Here is a 17,136-nt window from a genome sequence, read left to right on the forward strand (position 1 = left end):
CGGCGGCCGACTGCTTCAAGCGGATTTAGTGCCAAAGTGCTTGGCGAAGTAGTCGATCATTTCCGCTGCCTGTGTCTCTGTACGGAACTGCTTCTGTTCATCGAAGTTGATCGACGGCACCAGGTGAATGAACTGTTCATCCGCATACAGCGCCATTACGGCCTGAGGGTCCAATAGCGGCGCGCGTAGGCCAGTCAGTCCGTTGGCAGCCTCGATGGCGGCACCGATCATGACGTCGGCGATCTGCACGGCTGGGCTGGTTTTCGAGTCGACCTGGATTACAGAGGACAGTTTGAGCGGAAAACGAATATTTGTGATCTGCGTTTGCCTAAATTCGACTTCATCCTGATGGTCGATGTAGCTCTTCAGCACCTCGTTGTATCTAAGCAGGTTTGTGGACTGGTCATGCTCGACGCGGTACTGTCCTGAGGCCATCACTTCCATTCTAGAAATCAGAGACTGGAGCACCACCATAGCGGCGTCGGTCGAGACGCCCGGCGTGGCAATCGCAGACAAGCATTCGGGAGAACCCCGCGCGATTGGCCCTAGCGCTTCGGGCATTTTTCGCCAATTGAGTTTCTTGGCCGAGTTCACCAACGCCTCCAGAGCTTGCGGGGTCTTCTCCTTGATCGCGCGCTGGAAGGAGGCGAGCAAATCCCCGAATGGAACCTTCCCCAGCAAGGTTGGGCCGACGGTGTACAGCAGCGATGCCAAGGAGTAATTCTGTCCGTCCTTGTAAAAGTCATGGCCGCGCTCGTAGTAGAACGGTTCAACGGCGTAGTCTAGGAACATCAGAATTAGCAGGTAACGCTTGTCACAGACATAAGTCACGCACTTGTGCTGGGACAAAACAGCGCGCTGCAAATCCATCAGCGGCCGACGGTAACCTGGCCTGCGTGCCAGGGCGTGGTACTTGAGTTCAGACGCCTGCAGCTTGGGAAAATGCTCTCGAATAAGCCGAGCAGCTTCGGCATCGCTGATGGCTAACGCAGTGGCCCCTTGGAAGCACTGCTGCGGGTTCAGAAGATCACCCCCCGTGTAGCCGCTCTCGTCTATGTGAAAGCATTCCATATCTCCTCCCTGCCTTGTCTAGTTTGACGGCGAATTTGGAGACATTCTGGCAGCATCACACTTACTTCGACATTTCGATGCAGATATCTATCAGGCTTGGGCGCGGGATCGTGCAGCATCTTGTTATAGAATTTCGTTGTGCGTTCGTCGACGCCCGCTGCTCACCATGGCCCACCCGGTTCGCTGGGACGACTTTAAGACCTTTATCTGAGCTTCCTATGTTTCGTGGAGCACGGCAGTGAGCACCGGGTAGATCCGCGGCAACATAAAGGAATGCACTATGGAATTCATTTCCACCACGGCTACCGCAGCCGAAAAACTCAAACGAGAAGCCAAGACGCTTCGTAAAACCACCGGTACATCGCTTGCGATCGCACTCGATACTGTTGCGAAGCAGCACGGTTACGAGCACTGGAAGCACGTAACTATCTGCTGTGAGCAGACAATCAGTCTCAAACCGCTTCCTGACTCACTGACGGACTATCTGGATCAGGCTGCCAAGCATGACCCAGCATCGGACCAGTCACAGAAGGCTTTCGCCCAGGGCTTTGTTTTCGCCATGGACGTGAAGGATGCTCAGGATCTTTCCTTGGATCCAGAGTACGTTGAGTGTGGCGATGGTTGGTATCTCGCTGCCAGAGAACTATGGAAAGGGCTCATTCACTACCGTGACGGCGAAACGGGCACTACTCTGTTCGAGGAGCAGCCGCCAGAAGAGTTGCTGAGCACTGCATTGGATGACCTATTTAACTACAGTTTTTTTCGTTACTTGGGCGCGACCATGCCCGCCTCACTTGAGGAGGCCTACAAACAGATCAAGCAATTCTCGTTCTTCCCACCCACCCATGTCTGGCTGAGCGGAAAGTTCATCGACATCAGTGAAGTCCCTGAAATTCGGGTCGATGGCCAAGTGATGCTTTCCAACATGCCTGGGATCACTGTGCTGTCATGAAACGACCAGCAAACTCACTCTGAAATAATGACCCATCCATTAATCTTTGCAATCGACCAAATTAAATCAGGGCTCTACCGTGTGGGCGTGCTCAGTGGTGGAGTGGAGGTTACAGAACCCTCTCATTACTCTTCCATCGAGGAGGCCATCAGAGAAGAGGCTGCTTCAGTTCCAGAGGGGTTCGCACACTTTGCTGAAGTAGTCTATGGTGGTGCATCCAGCGGCACCATGTCACTTCCAAAAATTACCGAGAACGCATCGAAAATTGCCGAGCAGCTTGTCGCCATAGTGGCCGAAATGCATGTTCGCTGATGATGCTCGTATGGCAAACGCAAAGCATGTGATCGCAAAAACAAAAGTGCGCCCGATGGAGTCGAGTACGCAATGAGGCTTCCTGTGCTCTGGAAACAAGGGGCGGTGGCTCTGCTCCTGTTGCTGGTGCTTGCTACGCACGCGGAGACGATCACGGGTCGTGTGGTCGCCGTTGTAGACGGGGACACCATTACCGTCCTGACTGCCGCTAAGAACCAGATCAAGATACGCCTCGCGGGCATAGACGCTCCAGAGAAGGCGCAAGCCTTTGGGCAACGCTCCAAGGAATCACTCAGTGACTTAGTATTCAATCAAGTGGTGATGGTGGACATCACCAAGCGAGATCGCTATGGGCGTTCCGTGGGGACGGTGCTGGTGGATGGTTTCGATGCCAACCTGGAGCAGATTAAGCGGGGCATGGCATGGCACTACAAGGCTTACGAACGGGAGCAATCAGCGAGAGATAGGCAGAGCTATTCGGAAGCCGAAGTGTCCGCCAGAGGGGGACTTGTGGGGCTGTGGAAGGGCATCCAGCCAATGTCCCCTTGGGAATTCAGGCGTAGCATCCGTGTGGAGACTGTCAACCTAAAAAACTAGGCGGAACCTTCGTTAACGCCTTTTCAGTGCATACAACGCGTCCAATGCTGCAGTGCCGCGTTTAGTTGGTTGCGCAGACCAATTTTTCAAATCATTGTCATCAAGCCTTGTGAGATGCCCCAAGTTCACATCGTATTGAACGGAAAGACTTTCCGTCGCAGAATCCAAGGCAAAAGACTTCACGACAGTTTGATGTCTATCGGGTACACGGCACCGTATCATGCTTGTCATAGCAATCTCAGAATAAATCCAAGGTGATGGCGTTGTATTACTGGATCCTTGAATGGACTCTTTCGCTTGAATGGAGCGTGGAGTGTTCAAAAACATGACGCACTCGCAGTGATCAATCATCGTGGTCAATGCGGTTGACAGCATCATGTGAACATGGGCCGCAGAGCGATTCAATCGCTCGTAGACGTATTGTCCCTCCGGATTTTTCGAGTGTGCATCGTCAATAAGCTTCATCAAGTCCCCAGCAAAACCCCAGACGCTTGAGTCGACAAAAACCGTTAATCCCAGTTCTGTTTTCAGCCACCCGGCAAGGGCGAGAACCTGTGATTTATCTCGATGCGAATGAGAAAGAAAAACCTGAGCATCAATTTTTGGAAACCACTGAGCCACTACTTTTGATGCGACTAAATCTCCTCGTGAGTTCTCAAATTCGGCAAGAGTGACTTTGACGGCTTTCTTGTTTTCCTCATAGAGATTTTTACCAGTCTGCAAGTGCTTCGTAAAGAAGTCATTTTTTATTTCTAAATTGAAACCGTGATACATCGTTACTCCCTTGTCTCACTATCTATCGAATAAAAAAGGATATTGCGGTCATCACAGAGGCCAAGCCGACGTAGTAGACGAACAGAGTCCGTGACCTCATTGAAGACAACCAAGAATTCCGGCTGTCCTTCTTGAAGGGTTCTGTGTTCATCGAGAAGTCGATCTCCTCCTCCTTGAGCATGCGAACCTGCTCATATAAAGATCGGAATCGCCGCTCCATGCTCAAAAAGTATCCGTCTAGTGCCCAGAAGATGATCAGTGGGAAATAGGCGATAAGCATGTAAAGCTGATTGGTGTCCTTTGCGGCTAGCGCAAATAGCCCGGCGATTAGCGTGACGCTCCACCCCTTGAGTAGGAACAAATTTCCGGACATCCGGGAAATAGAGGCCTGTATGAATTCCAGGTGTTTGTGCTTGTTGGGTGTGTCTGACATTTGATTTAAGGACTCTGGGCGTTTCACGTACGTCGGGCGATCGCATCCTCGACCCACGAAGCCAAATTATTCTTGATGTAACCATAGGCATCGTTTGACGGTGGATCGTAGACCGGAGGTACGACAATGCGATTGTTTCTGTCTTGAAAATTGAACTGACTGAATGGATTGGCACCCTTCGCGCAAATGCCTTTGTTTGGACAGCGGAGGTTATGGATGTGGATACCAAGCAATCCCCGTCCATCCGCCCAAGCCTTTCGAATTTCGTGTTTCACCCATGGCCGCGCATGGGTATCGGTGCCGATAAGCACGACCACACAGCGCTTATATTTCATGTTGGTATCTATCCATCGCTCAATGGCTCCGGCGCCACTTCGTTGGACCGTCTCCCAATCGTTTTTTGAGACCGGCTCGTCACCTTCGATCATGCCCATTTGGCGTATCTGCTGCACTCGCATAACGTCATTGTCAAAATGAAAGCTGTAGAACACTGGAATACGAGCCATGGTTTTCCTCCTTATGAAATGTGGACTTCTCGCCTTTGGCTGGGGCGGATATTCAGTTCTTGATAAAACAATGTGACGAAATCTAAGGGGGCGATCTCTGGCGGTGCTGCATACCGTAGTCGCTGCGCAAGCACAACGGCGGCCCCGCCCGTCTGGGCAATAGGGATGCATAGCGCGGCGGGGCATTGGTGACTGAACAATTCGTACTCGTCCGAAATGCCTTCCATGCCACCGATGAATACAGCCGCATCAAATTCTGCCGACCGCAGCATTGCGTGGCGCATCGCCAACAAGCTCTTGTCTTTGTCGCCATCGATGGCGTCAACATAGGTGACGTTCGAAAAATTCTTGTTCTCCTGGGGGAAGTCGTCCTCGTACAGTCGGGTCTGAAAGAGATCAACTGCCGTGGCATATTCGACGCCGACAGACTGCGCTGCCGACCACAAGAGTGGTGTGATCGCGGGGTGGCCACCCCACACCAGCTTCTTGCGCCCCAGCACAACCTGCGCTAGCGCATTGATTGCGGCCTGGATGGCCTGGGGGCGTGAGTCCAAGCTAAACGGTGCACGGATAGGCACGCTAGCCGAGAGAAAAATTGCACCCATCTCTACAGCCCGATGTCCGCTAGTAGCCAAGCGGCCTCGCGGCTCTTCAACCATTTGACCGTACCCACCTGAGATGCAAGCCAGTCTAGGTGGCGAGTCCAGTCTTCGCTGATGCCTAGATGGTCATAGACCAGCGCTGATGCACGCGTGTCATTCAGGTCGATGCATTGATGAACGTCTACCGCGGTCGGAACGCCAACAACGGGATAGGCCACGAGCGGATTGCCGGACGGCAATTTCAAAATCACGGATCGCTTTTGGCCTACGCCCTCAATGCTTCCACCAAGGTCCTCAATGGCGCTACGCAACGTGCCAACCATATTGGTGTGCCGCAGCGCGACGCTAATGCTACGAACGCGCTCCAGTTCCAGTGCAATGTTGTCGATCACCGCAGTTGTCAAGCGGGGACCATTGAAGTCCTCGGTGGTGAGTTGTTTTGATGTGGCCAAACGGGAATGCCGGGAAGGCAAATGATTTGGCCAAACCAACTGCAACATGGAGATGTCTTTGGCGACAGCTCGCCCCCATTCGGCTGTCGTCCACCGGCTAGAAAAGTATTGCGGCGTGTCGAGCATGACAAGCAGGTCCGAGTCGCACAGTCGGTGCCACAGCGTAGCTTGAAAATCCGCCGCAACTGACACGGAGTGCGTGTCCAGGAATACGTCGAAATGGCGAGCAGAGAGAGCTTCGAAGAGTTGCAGTGCGACATCAGCGGATTCGTCACGGCGATAACTGACAAAAATGCGGCGTTGCGCCGGCAGCAGCGCCAGACATTGGAGTGCGGCACTAACCACCCGCCTCAGGGCAGCGTCGTTTGGATCCACAAAAAGCGCATTGATGCTGCGCAACGATTCCGGCAATTCGGCGCTCACTCGGGCGGCTGCGGTAACGACGGGCACAACCGGTACGCCAAGCCGCGTTAGCTGAGCAGCTTCCGGATAAGTGGCACCTTCAGCGCCGAAGAAGACAGCCACCGTTGCCGTCACTTCACTAAAGTGGGCCGAGATACCTCGGTCGATTGTGTAGTCGCGGTGCCGCTGGAGGCCAAACAGGCTTAGACATTCATCGAAGGTAGATGAGAACGCCGCCGCCTGGTGGTCGGTTGGAGAGCCGAGCAGGAGACATTGATAAAGAGCCACGCCGACCTTACAGGATTGAAGCGCTATGCGTGAATGTCCTCTGCTCGCTGCTAGATAGCGTTCGCACTTTTTTCTTCACCGCAAGCCTGCGACTGTACTGCGGCTGCAGCCGTGTGAAGTGCTGCAGTTGATTTAGGTCTAACGCCATGATGTTTTCCTCTCCTGCGAACAACGGTAACAAAATGCTTCCTGAGCGTCAAGACTTGTCAGCAAAACACCGTTGCCGGTTCGCAGTTGATCGTCATCAGGCATTCGCATAGCAAATCATTGCCGAACTAATGCCCTCTGCTACTTACTGCATTGAGTCGTCATTCCGCAGAATGTCCGGGACGTGTAAGCCGATAAACGCCAACAGGGATAGTGTTTTCAAGTAGTTGTGCCTGGTGCCGTAACGAATGTCACGGCCGTGCATGATTTCATGCCTGTTTGGGGCGTGCGGAAACTCATGCATGTTTTCCTCGGAAGCATTGAAGCCGCCGTTCTGCATCAGCGCAGCCAGAAATTTTTGATCGAACTCTTCAAGCGCCATCTCGTCAAGGCGGCCCGCTACCTGTGGACGTTTCTTCACACTCTTAAAGAGTTTGCCGCCCACGATATCAACAGCAATTCCATCTGCTTGCGCCAGTAACACTGGAATGGAGACAAAGTGCAGTCCCTGTGATTCCGCCAGGAAGGCCTGGCGCAAAGGCTCCGCGCGGTCTGGGTAGGCTGTAAGCAACCGCTCTTGCAATTCGGTCGCAGATTGCTCGTAGTGAGTGATAAAAAACGCATCGACCTCAGCGACCTTGTCTTCTCGCACCCAGTCCAAAATGTCCCAGAAGTCGGAACTGTAGAACTGTAAGTCGTAGAACCAACCGAGTTTGGCGAGCGCTATGCTGCCTTCCCGAACCACCTCAGGGAAGGCGTTCATGCGCTCGATGACCTGGCTCACCTTGGGCAGAAATGTCGGCAGTGCCTGCATCGCAGCACCGACTATTTGGCTGATAGCCTGCATGGACGCCACTAAGGGTTGCAATGCCCTCACAGAATCGCCGACCCCAAAGTGAACCGGCAAACTTCCAAACTGAATCGGCTTGTCTGCATCCGCGTTCATATGCACCTTTCCGGTTTCTATCGCAAAAACACGATCTCAGCAGCGAGGCTGTCTGGCCTCAAAGACATTGATCCGCAGAATAGCTGACTAGGGTTGCGTCGGCGCGCTTGCATAACTGCCAACGCTCGAATGCTCGATGTTGACGCCGGCTGACTTTTTATTAATAATCTTTCTGTTGCCCTTTGAGGCCATTGTGTATTCGCCCCTTGAGGGACACGCGACGCCCAGCTCTGCTGGGCGTTCGCCTTTCTGGGTGGCAATCATTGCTTTGCCCCAGATCACTCCAAACGGGACGGTCGTCCACTTCTATCAGATTCAGCAGCGGCGCACTTTCCGTGCATCGATATGAAATTCCTATTTAGGCTGGTTTGGTGGTCGAGTTGATAGTCGATCTACAACGTAACATGCAATTTCTTGTGGTTTATTTCGGCGTGCATCCAGATATCCATCGATCGAGAAAACGCCGTCTACTTTGTTGTCATCGAAGCGTACGAACATGAGTTTTGTGTCTGCGCCCTCTTTAATCAACTCTCGAATTGCACGCCACTCAAGTCCGCACCATTGCTTCTGTTGGTACTCGGAACACAGAAAAACAACGATAAGGTCCGTCCTGTTTCTGTATATATCCTGCAATAGCAGGTCTAAGTTAGGTCGAGCGAGTTGTGATTGATATGTATGGTCATAAAAAACCGCATCCTCGCCAAGTTTGCTTTGCAGGGCGTTGACGACTTTCACCACGTATGACCGGTGTTCTCCGGGGAATGAGACGGCCACTCTAAAATGTTGCTCGTCAATGGAGCTAGTAGATCGGTCGATTTTTCCGATCTGTTGCTCTTCTTCAAGCCGCTCCAGCGCCAGGAGCGAGAGGGAAAAGGGATCGGGCTCAATTTGCCGGTATCTTGCAGCGCCAGGACTGATGCGTGACACGTGGTACAGAAGATAGTTCAGCCAGATAGCAAGCGGATTGTCATTGATGACAGACATGGGCTTACATTCGGGGTTACGGCGCAGTTCTTCGCTGGCGATCTCATTCGTCACGCGTGTTTTGATCTGCTTGGCCGTTTCTGCTTCAAAAAGGGTACCGGCACGGACAGCCATTCGCAAAAATAACTGCAGTGGCTCCCCTTCAAGTATGCCGAATTGGGATAACTCAGCACCTCGGATACCAAACTTCAGATTACTTGTCTGTAAATTGTTGTCCAGTGTCTGAACACGATCCTCTCCCGCGAGCGGTCCGTAGTACTGCCAAAGTACGATCCCATGATTGGGGTCCATGAACCGCCTGGCATCATCGACCGCCTGTTGACTGATTGCGAAAGTACTGAATTTCAGTTCATGAAACCTTCCTGCCTCAGCTTCGAAAGCTTCGATTAGTCGGCGTAGCTCTTTGCGCTGGCTTGAAGAAAAAATCATTGGATGATTCCCAATCTGCTGGAGCTTGGCAATGGCGTTATGAGTCGCGTGCTAGGCACAAAATCTACCTCTGTCAACACAGATTCAAATGTCGAAAATTTTTGAAAGATTTGTTTGTGTCCAAGACATGACGCGGCCAGCACCTTCAACAGGTCGACAAGTGAGAGCTTTGCGGCCAATGAGCTGAACAATGGGTTTGTTCTCCTCTCTTGCGATTGCAACTTCGGCCAAAACTCCAGGTGCTCGGTGGGTGTCCTTTCCAACTAGAACAACGACCAGATCACATTTGCGTATTGAGCGACGAGCCGTTTCCTTCCAGCGGGGCTCAGGCGCGGCCTCCTTGAGCGAACCATCGGCAACCGAAAATGGGACTGTCTTGCGTTGCGTTTGACCGATCAATAGGTGCTTCAATCCTTGATCATTGTCGAAGTCGAAGCTGACGAACACCCTTGCTTTGCTCGTCTTTGTAGGCTGTGCAAGCCAGGAGAGAATCTTGGCGCCAGCTGCGCCAGCAATAGCGCCCCCTAGGCCCGGGGCAAAAAGGTGTCCAGCGAGAGCCCCTAGGCCGAGTAGCGTTGAATCCCTTAGCAGCCCCTGATCTGCATGTTGTTTGCAGTAACTCGTATTGGCAAGGGATGCCCGTAAGCACTGCTGGCCATTCCGATTCTTGCCCTTGCAACGTGCCATTACTAAATAGATGCCGTGCCGACGATGAAGGGGGGCTCAGTACTTTCCACGAATCTCAATGGCCTCCTGGATCCATGCGGCCAAGTTCTCTTTGATATGGTCGTAGACATACGTGCTGGATGAGTAGGGAGCGTCATACGTCTTGATGATCGACGATAGCTTTTTGCCGTCAATGGTGAAGTCATCAAAAGGATTGGCCCCTTTATCGCTTTGTTCCGTGCCGGCATTTTTAAGATTGTGAATGTGGACGCCTAAGACGCCCTTCTTATCCTGCCAGGCTTTTTTGATCTCGTAGTTAATCCACTTGCGGCCGGCCGTCTCTTTGCCGATCAAAACGACCGCCACTGAGCGGCCATACAGTTGATCATCAATCCATTTTTGAATTGCTGAGTCGCCACCCTTGGTGAGGGTTTCCCAGTCATTGTCTTTGATGGGCTGATTGCCTTCGACGACACCCATGTTGCGAACTTGAGATGCTCTCCAAGCGTCCGCCGCGTAATGAAAGCTGTAAAAAGCTTTAGTGGCCATTTCTTCTCCCTGTGACAAATCTTATTCTGCGAGCCAGCCCGGGACTATGCAGGGTGCAGGCATTTAACGCATATTCGCTTCGAGAAGGTTTTAACCTATTTCAGTCTTGCTATCTAGTTCTCTGACGTATTTTTCTTCTTTCCTGAATTTTTGTCCGCAATGGCTATGCCCATTTTTTCCAGCGCATTCAGTACAGCGGGCTCTCCCAAGGTGTGATCGCCTTTTGATTTCGAATGCTTGAATGTGTCTGCTTTTCCTGGTGAGTCAGGGACTAGTTTGCTGACGATGCCCCGAACGTATCGAACTTGGTACAGGAATACATTGAGCCATTCTTGGAATGCCGCGTCGGTGCCAATTAGCGTGACGAAGCCGCGATACGCTTCTTCGGCCTCCTTGAATGTGCCATCATCGCCTTCGGTTTTTCGAACTCGACGCTCGATTTCAATGAGGTAGATGGGCCGGCTGTTCGCAATAAGCCGAAGTACCATGATGCCGCGCATTCGATTGGCACTGAAGTTGAGAAAGCACCATCTCTTTGTGTCGCTTGGAATCTCAATATCAGGGTCTTCTTCAATTGGCTCAAGAGCGATCAACTTAGGATTTCCAGCGGGTTTGTATTGGTCAGAAAAAGTAAACCAATCGACCGACGTGATCACGTCGGGATATTTCGCCTTCAAAGCATGAGCCGCATTCCAAATATCTAGCAACGCTCCTTGAGATTCAATCTGCACCGGAGCATGTAGTGAGGCGTAGCCGACGCCTTTGCCATCACCTTGTCGTTCTCCAGACGAGTATTCCGTTCCGTCTTTTCCTAGAGGCCGGTCTTTGGAGGCGGAGCTAACAGGTTTCCCATATTTGTCCACAACGGTCCGGGGTATTCCGAGGGTCAGAAACGTAGCATCAAGAACCTCGACACTGCTGGATCTGTGGTCAGGAGCATTCTTATCCGTCAGGTCAATGACGGCGGGAGGCCGGACTAGACGCGTGGTCTGTGAACCAGCCCATGCTTTACCTACCCCTTCTGGAGGTGGATCTCCTTCTAAGACTTTCTCGGTGTTCTCTCGATCACGCTCAATCAAAGTCCCCTGTGGATCGCTGCATCCGTTGATCTGGAGTGCTAGGAAGGAACGACCATTGTTGAATGTGACTCCACAACATCGGAGTTCAGCAGGCCCCTGAAACCACGGGCCCGCTTGAATAAATAGAGGATTTTTGCTTTCCGGGGAGTATTGGCTTTCAATTTGAGAGTAGATCGATTTGGCTGCGCTAGTTGTGTATGGATCGTATTTGGCGTGCGCTAAAAACGTGGTGTCGCCATTGCGCAGTCGCATTCTTAGCTTGACCTTCCACTTCCCCGCCTCTTCGGGTTCGTCTATTGGGGCATAGAGCCGTCGCTGTGCCTCATCCCAGTCGTATGTCGCAAGAATGCGATTTACTTCGTTGGATCTGCCGTAGCACCTTGAAAAAAACTCAATGCAAGGGACGAATAATTTGCCGCCATTCGGCAGTTTGAATTCGATGTACCAATTCCTATCTCTCTGATACTTAAGGCGATGGATATCTGAGGGATAGATGTCGGGCTCGCGGGCATCCCACGCGCTCCCGAAAGAGACAAACCGCCAATGGCCAGCTGAAAAGTTGACATCGAAGTCACGTACTTCATAGCTGAGTGCTGAGTTGCTGCTTCCGGCTTCCCAAATCGAGCCGACGCGTACTTGACCAACTGCCGTTAGTGGGATTGTTCGAAAGACGACTTCATCAGAGAGGAGTTTGTCAGCAACGAGCTCTCGAAAACCGACAAGCACACGTGGTTGTGAATTTTCTTGGGTGTTTTTATAGATACCACTGTATGACCAGGCTACCAACGGACCTTTGTCCTCTCGGAGGTTGTCGAGACGGGCAACTATTGGCAGTTTCAGAATGTCTTGCGTGAATTGAATAGGCATCGCTTAGAACACAGTGGTTATCCCGATAAGGCCGGCGCACCCAGACTTGAGTGCCGACGCGACAATGGGTATGTCGCATCTTATTCAGTAATTTCGCACTAATTTCTGAAATTCACACCCACCTCCCACTAACGCCACTGCACTGGCCGAATGGTGGGGGCTGCAAGTAGGGCGTTGCCCCCAGCGCCGCAGATCAAAGCGACCGCAGAGACTCCCGATGGCCGCACTTTGCAGCGCTTCGTCAGTGTTCATATCGGGCAGCAGGCCGGCAAACCGCTGCGCCAGCATGGACTTGCCCGACCCCGGCGGTCCTACCAACAAAAGCGAGTGTCCGCCCGCCGCCGCAATTTCCAGTGCACGTTTGGCGCCCGCTTGGCCCTTGACGTCGGCCATATCGGCTCCGCGCAGACGCAAACCCGGTGGGGTGCCGAGTACGCGTACCCAGCCGTCCGGGTCTTCGGGGGTGGGTGCGATCTCGGCTGTGCCGGGCGCAGCGGGTGGGGCAAAGTGGCGCACCACGTCCAGCAAATGCCGGGCCCGCACCACATGGGAGTCTGGCACCAGCGCCGCTTCTTCGGCACTGTCAGGCGGAAGCACCAAACGGGTGCTGACCTGGGCTGTGCGCAGGGCCAGCGCCATGGCCAATGCGCCGCGCACCGGCCGCAAAGCTCCGGACAAAGACAGCTCCCCGGCAAACTCATATTGGGTCAATGCGGTCCCATCGATCTGCCCACTGGCCGCCAAAATACCCAGTGCAATGGGCAAATCCAGCCGCCCAGAGTCTTTCGGCAGGTCGGCGGGGGCTAAATTCACGGTGATGCGCTTGTTATGGGGGAATTCCAGCCCGCTGTTTTGGATGGCGCAGCGCACTCGTTCGCGGGCCTCTTTGACCTCCACATCGGCCAGGCCGACCAAGTTGAAGCTGGGCAGGCCATTGGCCAAATGCACTTCGACGGTGACCTTGGCTGCTTCCAGCCCCAGCAGAGCGCGACTCTGCACCAAAGACAAGCTCATAGCTCTATGCTCCCAAAACGGTGCGCTGCAAGGCAGTGCATGCACACGAATTGCACCAGTTAAGTGCATGCTGTATTTATGTACAGTAATGTTACTCCAGTCCGTGTTGCTTGGGGCGTAGCCTTGCGAAATACAGGGCTTTTTAACTTGGCATGCCTTCTGCTTTAGGGGTGTTATCTCCAGACCCGTGGAGAAGCAGACCAGCCAGACCCGGTGTCTGTATTCAACTGTTATCAAGCTGAGGTGAACACATGAAACTCGTAACGGCCATCATTAAACCGTTCAAGCTCGATGAGGTGCGAGAAGCCTTGTCTGGCATTGGTGTGCAAGGTATTACCGTCACCGAAGTCAAGGGCTTCGGACGTCAAAAAGGCCACACAGAGCTGTACCGCGGTGCGGAATACGTGGTCGATTTTCTGCCCAAGGTGAAGATTGAAGCGGCGATTGACGACGCTTTGGTGGACCGCGTGATCGAAGCCATCGAAGGTGCTGCACGTACCGGCAAGATCGGCGACGGCAAGATTTTTGTCTACAACCTGGAACAGGTCGTGCGCATTCGTACCGGCGAAACCGGTAAAGAAGCGCTGTAACCCGAAAGAGAGCCAATAACATGAAAAAACTGCTTGCTTCCCTGGCCCTGGGCCTGAGCCTGCTGACAGCCGGGTCGTTCGCCCTGGCCGAAGACGCCAAACCCGCCGACGCACCCGTTGCTGCTGCACCCGCTGCAGAAGCCAAACCTGCTGACGCTGCTGCGGCCCCCGCAGCCGCCGCCGCTGCTCCTGCCGCAGCAGAGGCCGCGCCTGCTCCCGTGCCCAACAAGGGCGACACCTCCTGGATGATGGTCTCCACTCTGTTGGTGATCTTGATGACGGTTCCTGGCCTGGCCCTGTTCTATGGCGGCCTGGTACGCAGCAAGAACATGCTGTCCGTGCTGATGCAGGTCATGGTCACGTTCTCGCTGATCGTGGTGCTGTGGTTCATCTACGGTTACAGCCTGGCCTTCACGGAAGGCAACGCCTACTTCGGTGGCCTGGATCGCCTGTTCATGAAGGGCATCTGGGACAACGCCGCTGGCACCTTCGCCAACGCTGCCACCTTCAGCAAGGGTGTGGTCATTCCTGAGATCGTGTTTGCCGCCTTCCAGGCCACGTTCGCCGGTATCACCTGCTGCCTGATCGTCGGCGCCTTCGCAGAACGCATCAAGTTCTCCGCTGTGCTGCTGTTCATGGTGTTGTGGTTCACCTTTTCCTACGCTCCCATTGCCCACATGGTGTGGTTCTGGGCCGGCCCTGACGCTTACACCAGCAAAGACGTGGTGGACAAGGTCAACGCCACTGCCGGTTACATCTGGCAATCCGGCGCACTGGACTTCGCTGGCGGTACCGTGGTGCACATCAACGCTGCTGTGGCTGGCTTGGTCGGCGCGTTCATGGTTGGCAAGCGCATTGGTTACGGCAAGGAAGCCATGGCACCTCACAGCCTGACATTGACCATGGTCGGTGCGTCTCTGCTGTGGGTGGGCTGGTTCGGTTTCAACGCCGGTTCTGCTCTGGAAGCCAACGGCTTCGCTGCCCTGGCCTTCATCAACACCTTCGTTGCTACGGCTGCTGCCGTGTTGTCCTGGTCCCTGGGTGAAGCCCTGCACAAAGGCAAGGCCTCCATGCTCGGTGCCGCCTCCGGTGCTGTGGCGGGTCTGGTTGCGATCACACCTGCTGCCGGCAACGTCGGTATCGGTGGTGCTTTGATCATCGGTCTGCTGGCTGGCTTCGTCTGCCTGTGGGGTGTGACGGGTCTGAAGAAACTGCTGGGCGCTGACGACACACTGGACGTGTTCGGCGTGCACGGCGTGGGCGGTATTCTGGGTGCGCTGCTGACCGGCGTGTTCAACTCGCCTTCCCTGGGTGGCCCCGGTTTCGTGGCTGACTGGGTGACAGCCACTGGCATCACCGCTGCTGACTACTCCATCGCTTCGCAAGTGTGGATCCAGACCAAGGCTGTGCTGATCACCATCGTGTGGTCCGGTGTGGTGTCTGTGATCGCCTTCAAGCTGGTGGACCTGACCATCGGTCTGCGTGTCAGCGAAGAAGACGAGCGCGAAGGCCTGGACATCACGTCCCACGGCGAAACCGCTTACAGCCGCTAATCCTCAGGATTCGGTTACGAGCCAGTTTCAATTCTTCTTGAGATTTCGGCCCAGCAGGATTTCGGTCCTGCTGGGCCGTTTTTTTGGGACCTGCGGGTGCACAATGCCGCCATGAATTCCACACTCACTTTGCGCAACGGCGATTTGCTGTGCGAGATCAAACCTGAACTGGGCGGCAGCATTGCCGGGCTGTGGCTGGGTGCCGACCCCGTGCTGAGTTCGGTGCCCGGCGACCAGATGCAGTCGGTGCGCCAGTCGGCCAGCTACCCGCTGGTTCCGTTTTCCAACCGCATTGGCCATGGCCAGCTGCAATGGGCCGGCACCAGCCACCCCCTGATCAAAAATTTCGACCCTGAGCCCCACACCATCCACGGTGTGGGCTGGCAGCGGCCCTGGGCGGTGCTGGAATCCACGGAGCAGTTCGCCTTGCTGTCGTTTGAACACAAGGCCGACGCGTCCTGGCCGTTTGACTTCGACTGTTCCCAGGCCTTCAAGCTCGAGGCGGGGGCGCTGGAGATGACGCTGTCCATCACCAACCAGTCACTCGTGGCGGCGCCCGTGGGCTTGGGCTGGCATCCCTACTTTCCCAAGCGCCCGGGCACCGAGGTGCAGTTCTCCGCCACGGGCCGATGGGAAATGGGCTCCGACAAACTGCCCACCCACCGCGTAGCCCACCCTGGCCTGCACCAGACGCTGGAGTCGCTCACGGTGGACCATTGTTTTGACGGCTGGGGCGGCGTGTTGACCCTGCACGACAGTGTGATGCGCGTGCGCGTCTCGTCGGCGCTGAGCCATCTGGTGGTCTACACCAACCCGCAGCGCGACAACATTGCCGTGGAGCCGGTCAGCCATGTGAACAACGCGCTCAACCTGATGGCCCAGACGGGTGCCGCTGGAGGGGATCTGGGCGTGGTGGTGCTGCAGCCGGGCCAGACCTATTCCTGCGAAATGCGCATCGACGTGGAGCGTGCCCTGTGAGCTGGCAGCCCCTGAGTCAAGATACTTTCGAACTCGGCGAATCGCCGTTCTGGCACCCCACGGAGCAGCAGCTGTATTGGGTGGACATTCCCGGCAAAAAGCTGCTGCGCGCCAATGTCTACATGGGCAGCGTGCAGGCCTGGGACATGCCCACTGAGCCCGGCTGTATTGCGCCTGCCGCGTCTGGTGGGCTGGTCATCGCGCTGCGCCACGGCGTGTTCCGCGCGCGGGAGTGGGGCGGGGCGCTGGAGCCCATCGTGACCCTGCCGTATGACACGGCCGCGGTGCGCGCCAACGATGGCAAATGCGATGCGCTGGGCCGCTTCTGGGTGGGCACCATCGACGAGCCCAAGGCCCGCCGCGCGGCGGCGTTGTTCTCCATCGACTGCCGCCGTGGCGTGCCCGAGGTGGTGCAGCACGCAGCCGGGGCCCTCACGGGCAACGGCCTGGCCTGGAGCCCGGACAACCAGACGATTTACTGGTCCGACACACCCAACCACGTGGTGCACGCCTGGGACTACGACCTGCAGACCAACACTCTGGACGGGCAGCGCAGCTTCCAGCTGTGCGCGCCCAAGCCGGCGGACTGGACCTTTGAGACCACCAGTTACGCAGGCCGCCCCGATGGCGCGGCGGTGGATGTGCAGGGTAACTACTACGCGGCCATGTTCGAAGGCCGCCGCATTTGCAAGTTCGCCCCCGATGGCACGCTGCTGGCCGAATACCCCGTGCCCGCGCAGTGCCCCACCATGCCCTGCTTTGGGGGCGAGGACTTGAAGACCTTGTACGTGACCACCGCGCGCCATGGCCGCAGCGCGGCCGAGTTGGCCGCCATGCCGTTGTCCGGTGCGGTTTTCTCGATGCGGGTGGATGTGCCGGGCCTGCCGGTCAATTTTTTCGTCGATTGAGTCCCGCTGCCTGAGCCACCAAATTTTTGGTGGTGCA

General features: G+C 55.0%; 18 protein-coding genes and 1 pseudogene. 7 read left to right on the forward strand and 12 right to left on the reverse strand.

The genetic code is table 11. The features are described from left to right. Positions 1-15: 15 nt before the first annotated feature. The gene (locus tag AC1DZ5_RS05745) at positions 16-1,071 is read right to left on the reverse strand and encodes a DUF3800 domain-containing protein (protein ID WP_477886967.1); all 1,056 of its coding nucleotides are present in this window, start codon (positions 1,069-1,071) and stop codon (positions 16-18) included. Between the two features lie 280 nt (positions 1,072-1,351). On the opposite strand from AC1DZ5_RS05745, the gene AC1DZ5_RS05750 reads away from it, so the two are divergent. The 3 genes from AC1DZ5_RS05750 (at position 1,352) to AC1DZ5_RS05760 (ending at position 2,932) form a co-directional block, all read left to right on the forward strand. Next, a complete protein-coding gene (locus tag AC1DZ5_RS05750) occupies positions 1,352-2,023 on the forward strand; it encodes a hypothetical protein (protein WP_477886969.1) in 672 nt (223 codons plus the stop codon). A gap of 27 nt (positions 2,024-2,050) precedes the next feature. Further along, a complete protein-coding gene (locus tag AC1DZ5_RS05755; protein WP_477886971.1) occupies positions 2,051-2,335 on the forward strand; it encodes a hypothetical protein in 285 nt (94 codons plus the stop codon). Positions 2,336-2,419: 84 nt separating this feature from the next. Further along, positions 2,420-2,932: a thermonuclease family protein gene (locus AC1DZ5_RS05760; protein WP_477886973.1), complete on the forward strand. Its 513-nt coding sequence runs from the start codon at positions 2,420-2,422 to the stop codon at positions 2,930-2,932. A gap of 12 nt (positions 2,933-2,944) precedes the next feature. Here the strand turns inward: AC1DZ5_RS05760 and AC1DZ5_RS05765 are convergent, their stop codons facing one another. From AC1DZ5_RS05765 to AC1DZ5_RS05815, 11 genes and pseudogenes are all read right to left on the reverse strand, one after another. Next, entirely contained in the window at positions 2,945-3,706 is a 762-nt protein-coding gene (locus tag AC1DZ5_RS05765; protein ID WP_477886975.1) for a hypothetical protein, read from the reverse strand. 22 nt (positions 3,707-3,728) lie between these two features. Beyond that, entirely contained in the window at positions 3,729-4,139 is a 411-nt protein-coding gene (locus AC1DZ5_RS05770) for a hypothetical protein (protein ID WP_477886977.1), read from the reverse strand. A gap of 23 nt (positions 4,140-4,162) precedes the next feature. Continuing rightward, on the reverse strand, positions 4,163-4,645 hold the full coding sequence (locus tag AC1DZ5_RS05775) for a TIR domain-containing protein (RefSeq protein ID WP_477886979.1): 483 nt from the start codon (positions 4,643-4,645) through the stop codon (positions 4,163-4,165). A gap of 11 nt (positions 4,646-4,656) precedes the next feature. Next, positions 4,657-5,199: an SLOG domain-containing protein gene (locus AC1DZ5_RS05780; RefSeq protein ID WP_477886981.1), complete on the reverse strand. Its 543-nt coding sequence runs from the start codon at positions 5,197-5,199 to the stop codon at positions 4,657-4,659. A gap of 53 nt (positions 5,200-5,252) precedes the next feature. Then, positions 5,253-6,389: a toll/interleukin-1 receptor domain-containing protein gene (locus AC1DZ5_RS05785; protein ID WP_477886983.1), complete on the reverse strand. Its 1,137-nt coding sequence runs from the start codon at positions 6,387-6,389 to the stop codon at positions 5,253-5,255. 292 nt (positions 6,390-6,681) lie between these two features. Then, positions 6,682-7,482 carry a hypothetical protein gene (locus tag AC1DZ5_RS05790; RefSeq protein ID WP_477886985.1) on the reverse strand — a complete coding sequence of 267 codons (801 nt, stop codon included), beginning with the start codon at positions 7,480-7,482 and terminating at the stop codon, positions 6,682-6,684. Between the two features lie 354 nt (positions 7,483-7,836). Next, positions 7,837-8,895, reverse strand: a complete 1,059-nt coding sequence (locus AC1DZ5_RS05795) for a TIR domain-containing protein (RefSeq protein WP_477886987.1) — start codon at positions 8,893-8,895, stop codon at positions 7,837-7,839. Between the two features lie 84 nt (positions 8,896-8,979). Then, positions 8,980-9,342: a TIR domain-containing protein gene (locus tag AC1DZ5_RS05800; protein WP_477886989.1), complete on the reverse strand. Its 363-nt coding sequence runs from the start codon at positions 9,340-9,342 to the stop codon at positions 8,980-8,982. 276 nt (positions 9,343-9,618) lie between these two features. Next, positions 9,619-10,110 carry a TIR domain-containing protein gene (locus AC1DZ5_RS05805; protein ID WP_477886991.1) on the reverse strand — a complete coding sequence of 164 codons (492 nt, stop codon included), beginning with the start codon at positions 10,108-10,110 and terminating at the stop codon, positions 9,619-9,621. A gap of 113 nt (positions 10,111-10,223) precedes the next feature. Continuing rightward, the gene (locus AC1DZ5_RS05810) at positions 10,224-12,056 is read right to left on the reverse strand and encodes a hypothetical protein (RefSeq protein ID WP_477886993.1); all 1,833 of its coding nucleotides are present in this window, start codon (positions 12,054-12,056) and stop codon (positions 10,224-10,226) included. A gap of 117 nt (positions 12,057-12,173) precedes the next feature. Next, a pseudogene (locus tag AC1DZ5_RS05815) lies at positions 12,174-13,070 on the reverse strand (YifB family Mg chelatase-like AAA ATPase); the annotation flags it as partial. A 251-nt stretch (positions 13,071-13,321) separates the two neighbouring features. Between AC1DZ5_RS05815 and glnK the strand changes: the two are divergent. The 4 genes from glnK to AC1DZ5_RS05835 all read left to right on the forward strand — a co-directional run bounded on the left by glnK (position 13,322) and on the right by AC1DZ5_RS05835 (position 17,099). Next, positions 13,322-13,660: a P-II family nitrogen regulator gene (glnK, locus tag AC1DZ5_RS05820; protein WP_094476942.1), complete on the forward strand. Its 339-nt coding sequence runs from the start codon at positions 13,322-13,324 to the stop codon at positions 13,658-13,660. A gap of 20 nt (positions 13,661-13,680) precedes the next feature. After that, complete coding sequence (locus AC1DZ5_RS05825; RefSeq protein ID WP_477886996.1) at positions 13,681-15,213, forward strand: ammonium transporter; 1,533 nt, start codon at positions 13,681-13,683, stop codon at positions 15,211-15,213. Positions 15,214-15,324: 111 nt separating this feature from the next. Continuing rightward, positions 15,325-16,191 (forward strand): aldose 1-epimerase, encoded by an 867-nt coding sequence (locus AC1DZ5_RS05830; RefSeq protein ID WP_477886998.1) that lies wholly within the window; start codon positions 15,325-15,327, stop codon positions 16,189-16,191. Then, positions 16,188-17,099, forward strand: a complete 912-nt coding sequence (locus tag AC1DZ5_RS05835; RefSeq protein ID WP_477887000.1) for an SMP-30/gluconolactonase/LRE family protein — start codon at positions 16,188-16,190, stop codon at positions 17,097-17,099. Before AC1DZ5_RS05830 ends, AC1DZ5_RS05835 begins: the two co-directional genes overlap by 4 nt. Positions 17,100-17,136 lie beyond the last annotated feature (37 nt).

Source organism: Rhodoferax sp. P1_F3 (assembly GCF_056405715.1).

What these genes read in the sequence shown, in the direction of transcription:
- AC1DZ5_RS05745 (WP_477886967.1), bottom strand. Translation starts at nt 1,071, where the DNA reads ATGGAATGCTTTCACATAGACGAGAGCGGCTACACGGGGGGTGATCTT.
- AC1DZ5_RS05750 (WP_477886969.1), top strand. Translation starts at nt 1,352, where the DNA reads ATGGAATTCATTTCCACCACGGCTACCGCAGCCGAAAAACTCAAACGA.
- AC1DZ5_RS05755 (WP_477886971.1), top strand. Translation starts at nt 2,051, where the DNA reads ATGACCCATCCATTAATCTTTGCAATCGACCAAATTAAATCAGGGCTC.
- AC1DZ5_RS05765 (WP_477886975.1), bottom strand. Translation starts at nt 3,706, where the DNA reads ATGTATCACGGTTTCAATTTAGAAATAAAAAATGACTTCTTTACGAAG.
- AC1DZ5_RS05770 (WP_477886977.1), bottom strand. Translation starts at nt 4,139, where the DNA reads ATGTCAGACACACCCAACAAGCACAAACACCTGGAATTCATACAGGCC.
- AC1DZ5_RS05775 (WP_477886979.1), bottom strand. Translation starts at nt 4,645, where the DNA reads ATGGCTCGTATTCCAGTGTTCTACAGCTTTCATTTTGACAATGACGTT.
- AC1DZ5_RS05790 (WP_477886985.1), bottom strand. Translation starts at nt 7,482, where the DNA reads ATGAACGCGGATGCAGACAAGCCGATTCAGTTTGGAAGTTTGCCGGTT.
- AC1DZ5_RS05795 (WP_477886987.1), bottom strand. Translation starts at nt 8,895, where the DNA reads ATGATTTTTTCTTCAAGCCAGCGCAAAGAGCTACGCCGACTAATCGAA.
- AC1DZ5_RS05805 (WP_477886991.1), bottom strand. Translation starts at nt 10,110, where the DNA reads ATGGCCACTAAAGCTTTTTACAGCTTTCATTACGCGGCGGACGCTTGG.
- AC1DZ5_RS05810 (WP_477886993.1), bottom strand. Translation starts at nt 12,056, where the DNA reads ATGCCTATTCAATTCACGCAAGACATTCTGAAACTGCCAATAGTTGCC.
- glnK (WP_094476942.1), top strand. Translation starts at nt 13,322, where the DNA reads ATGAAACTCGTAACGGCCATCATTAAACCGTTCAAGCTCGATGAGGTG.
- AC1DZ5_RS05825 (WP_477886996.1), top strand. Translation starts at nt 13,681, where the DNA reads ATGAAAAAACTGCTTGCTTCCCTGGCCCTGGGCCTGAGCCTGCTGACA.
- AC1DZ5_RS05830 (WP_477886998.1), top strand. Translation starts at nt 15,325, where the DNA reads ATGAATTCCACACTCACTTTGCGCAACGGCGATTTGCTGTGCGAGATC.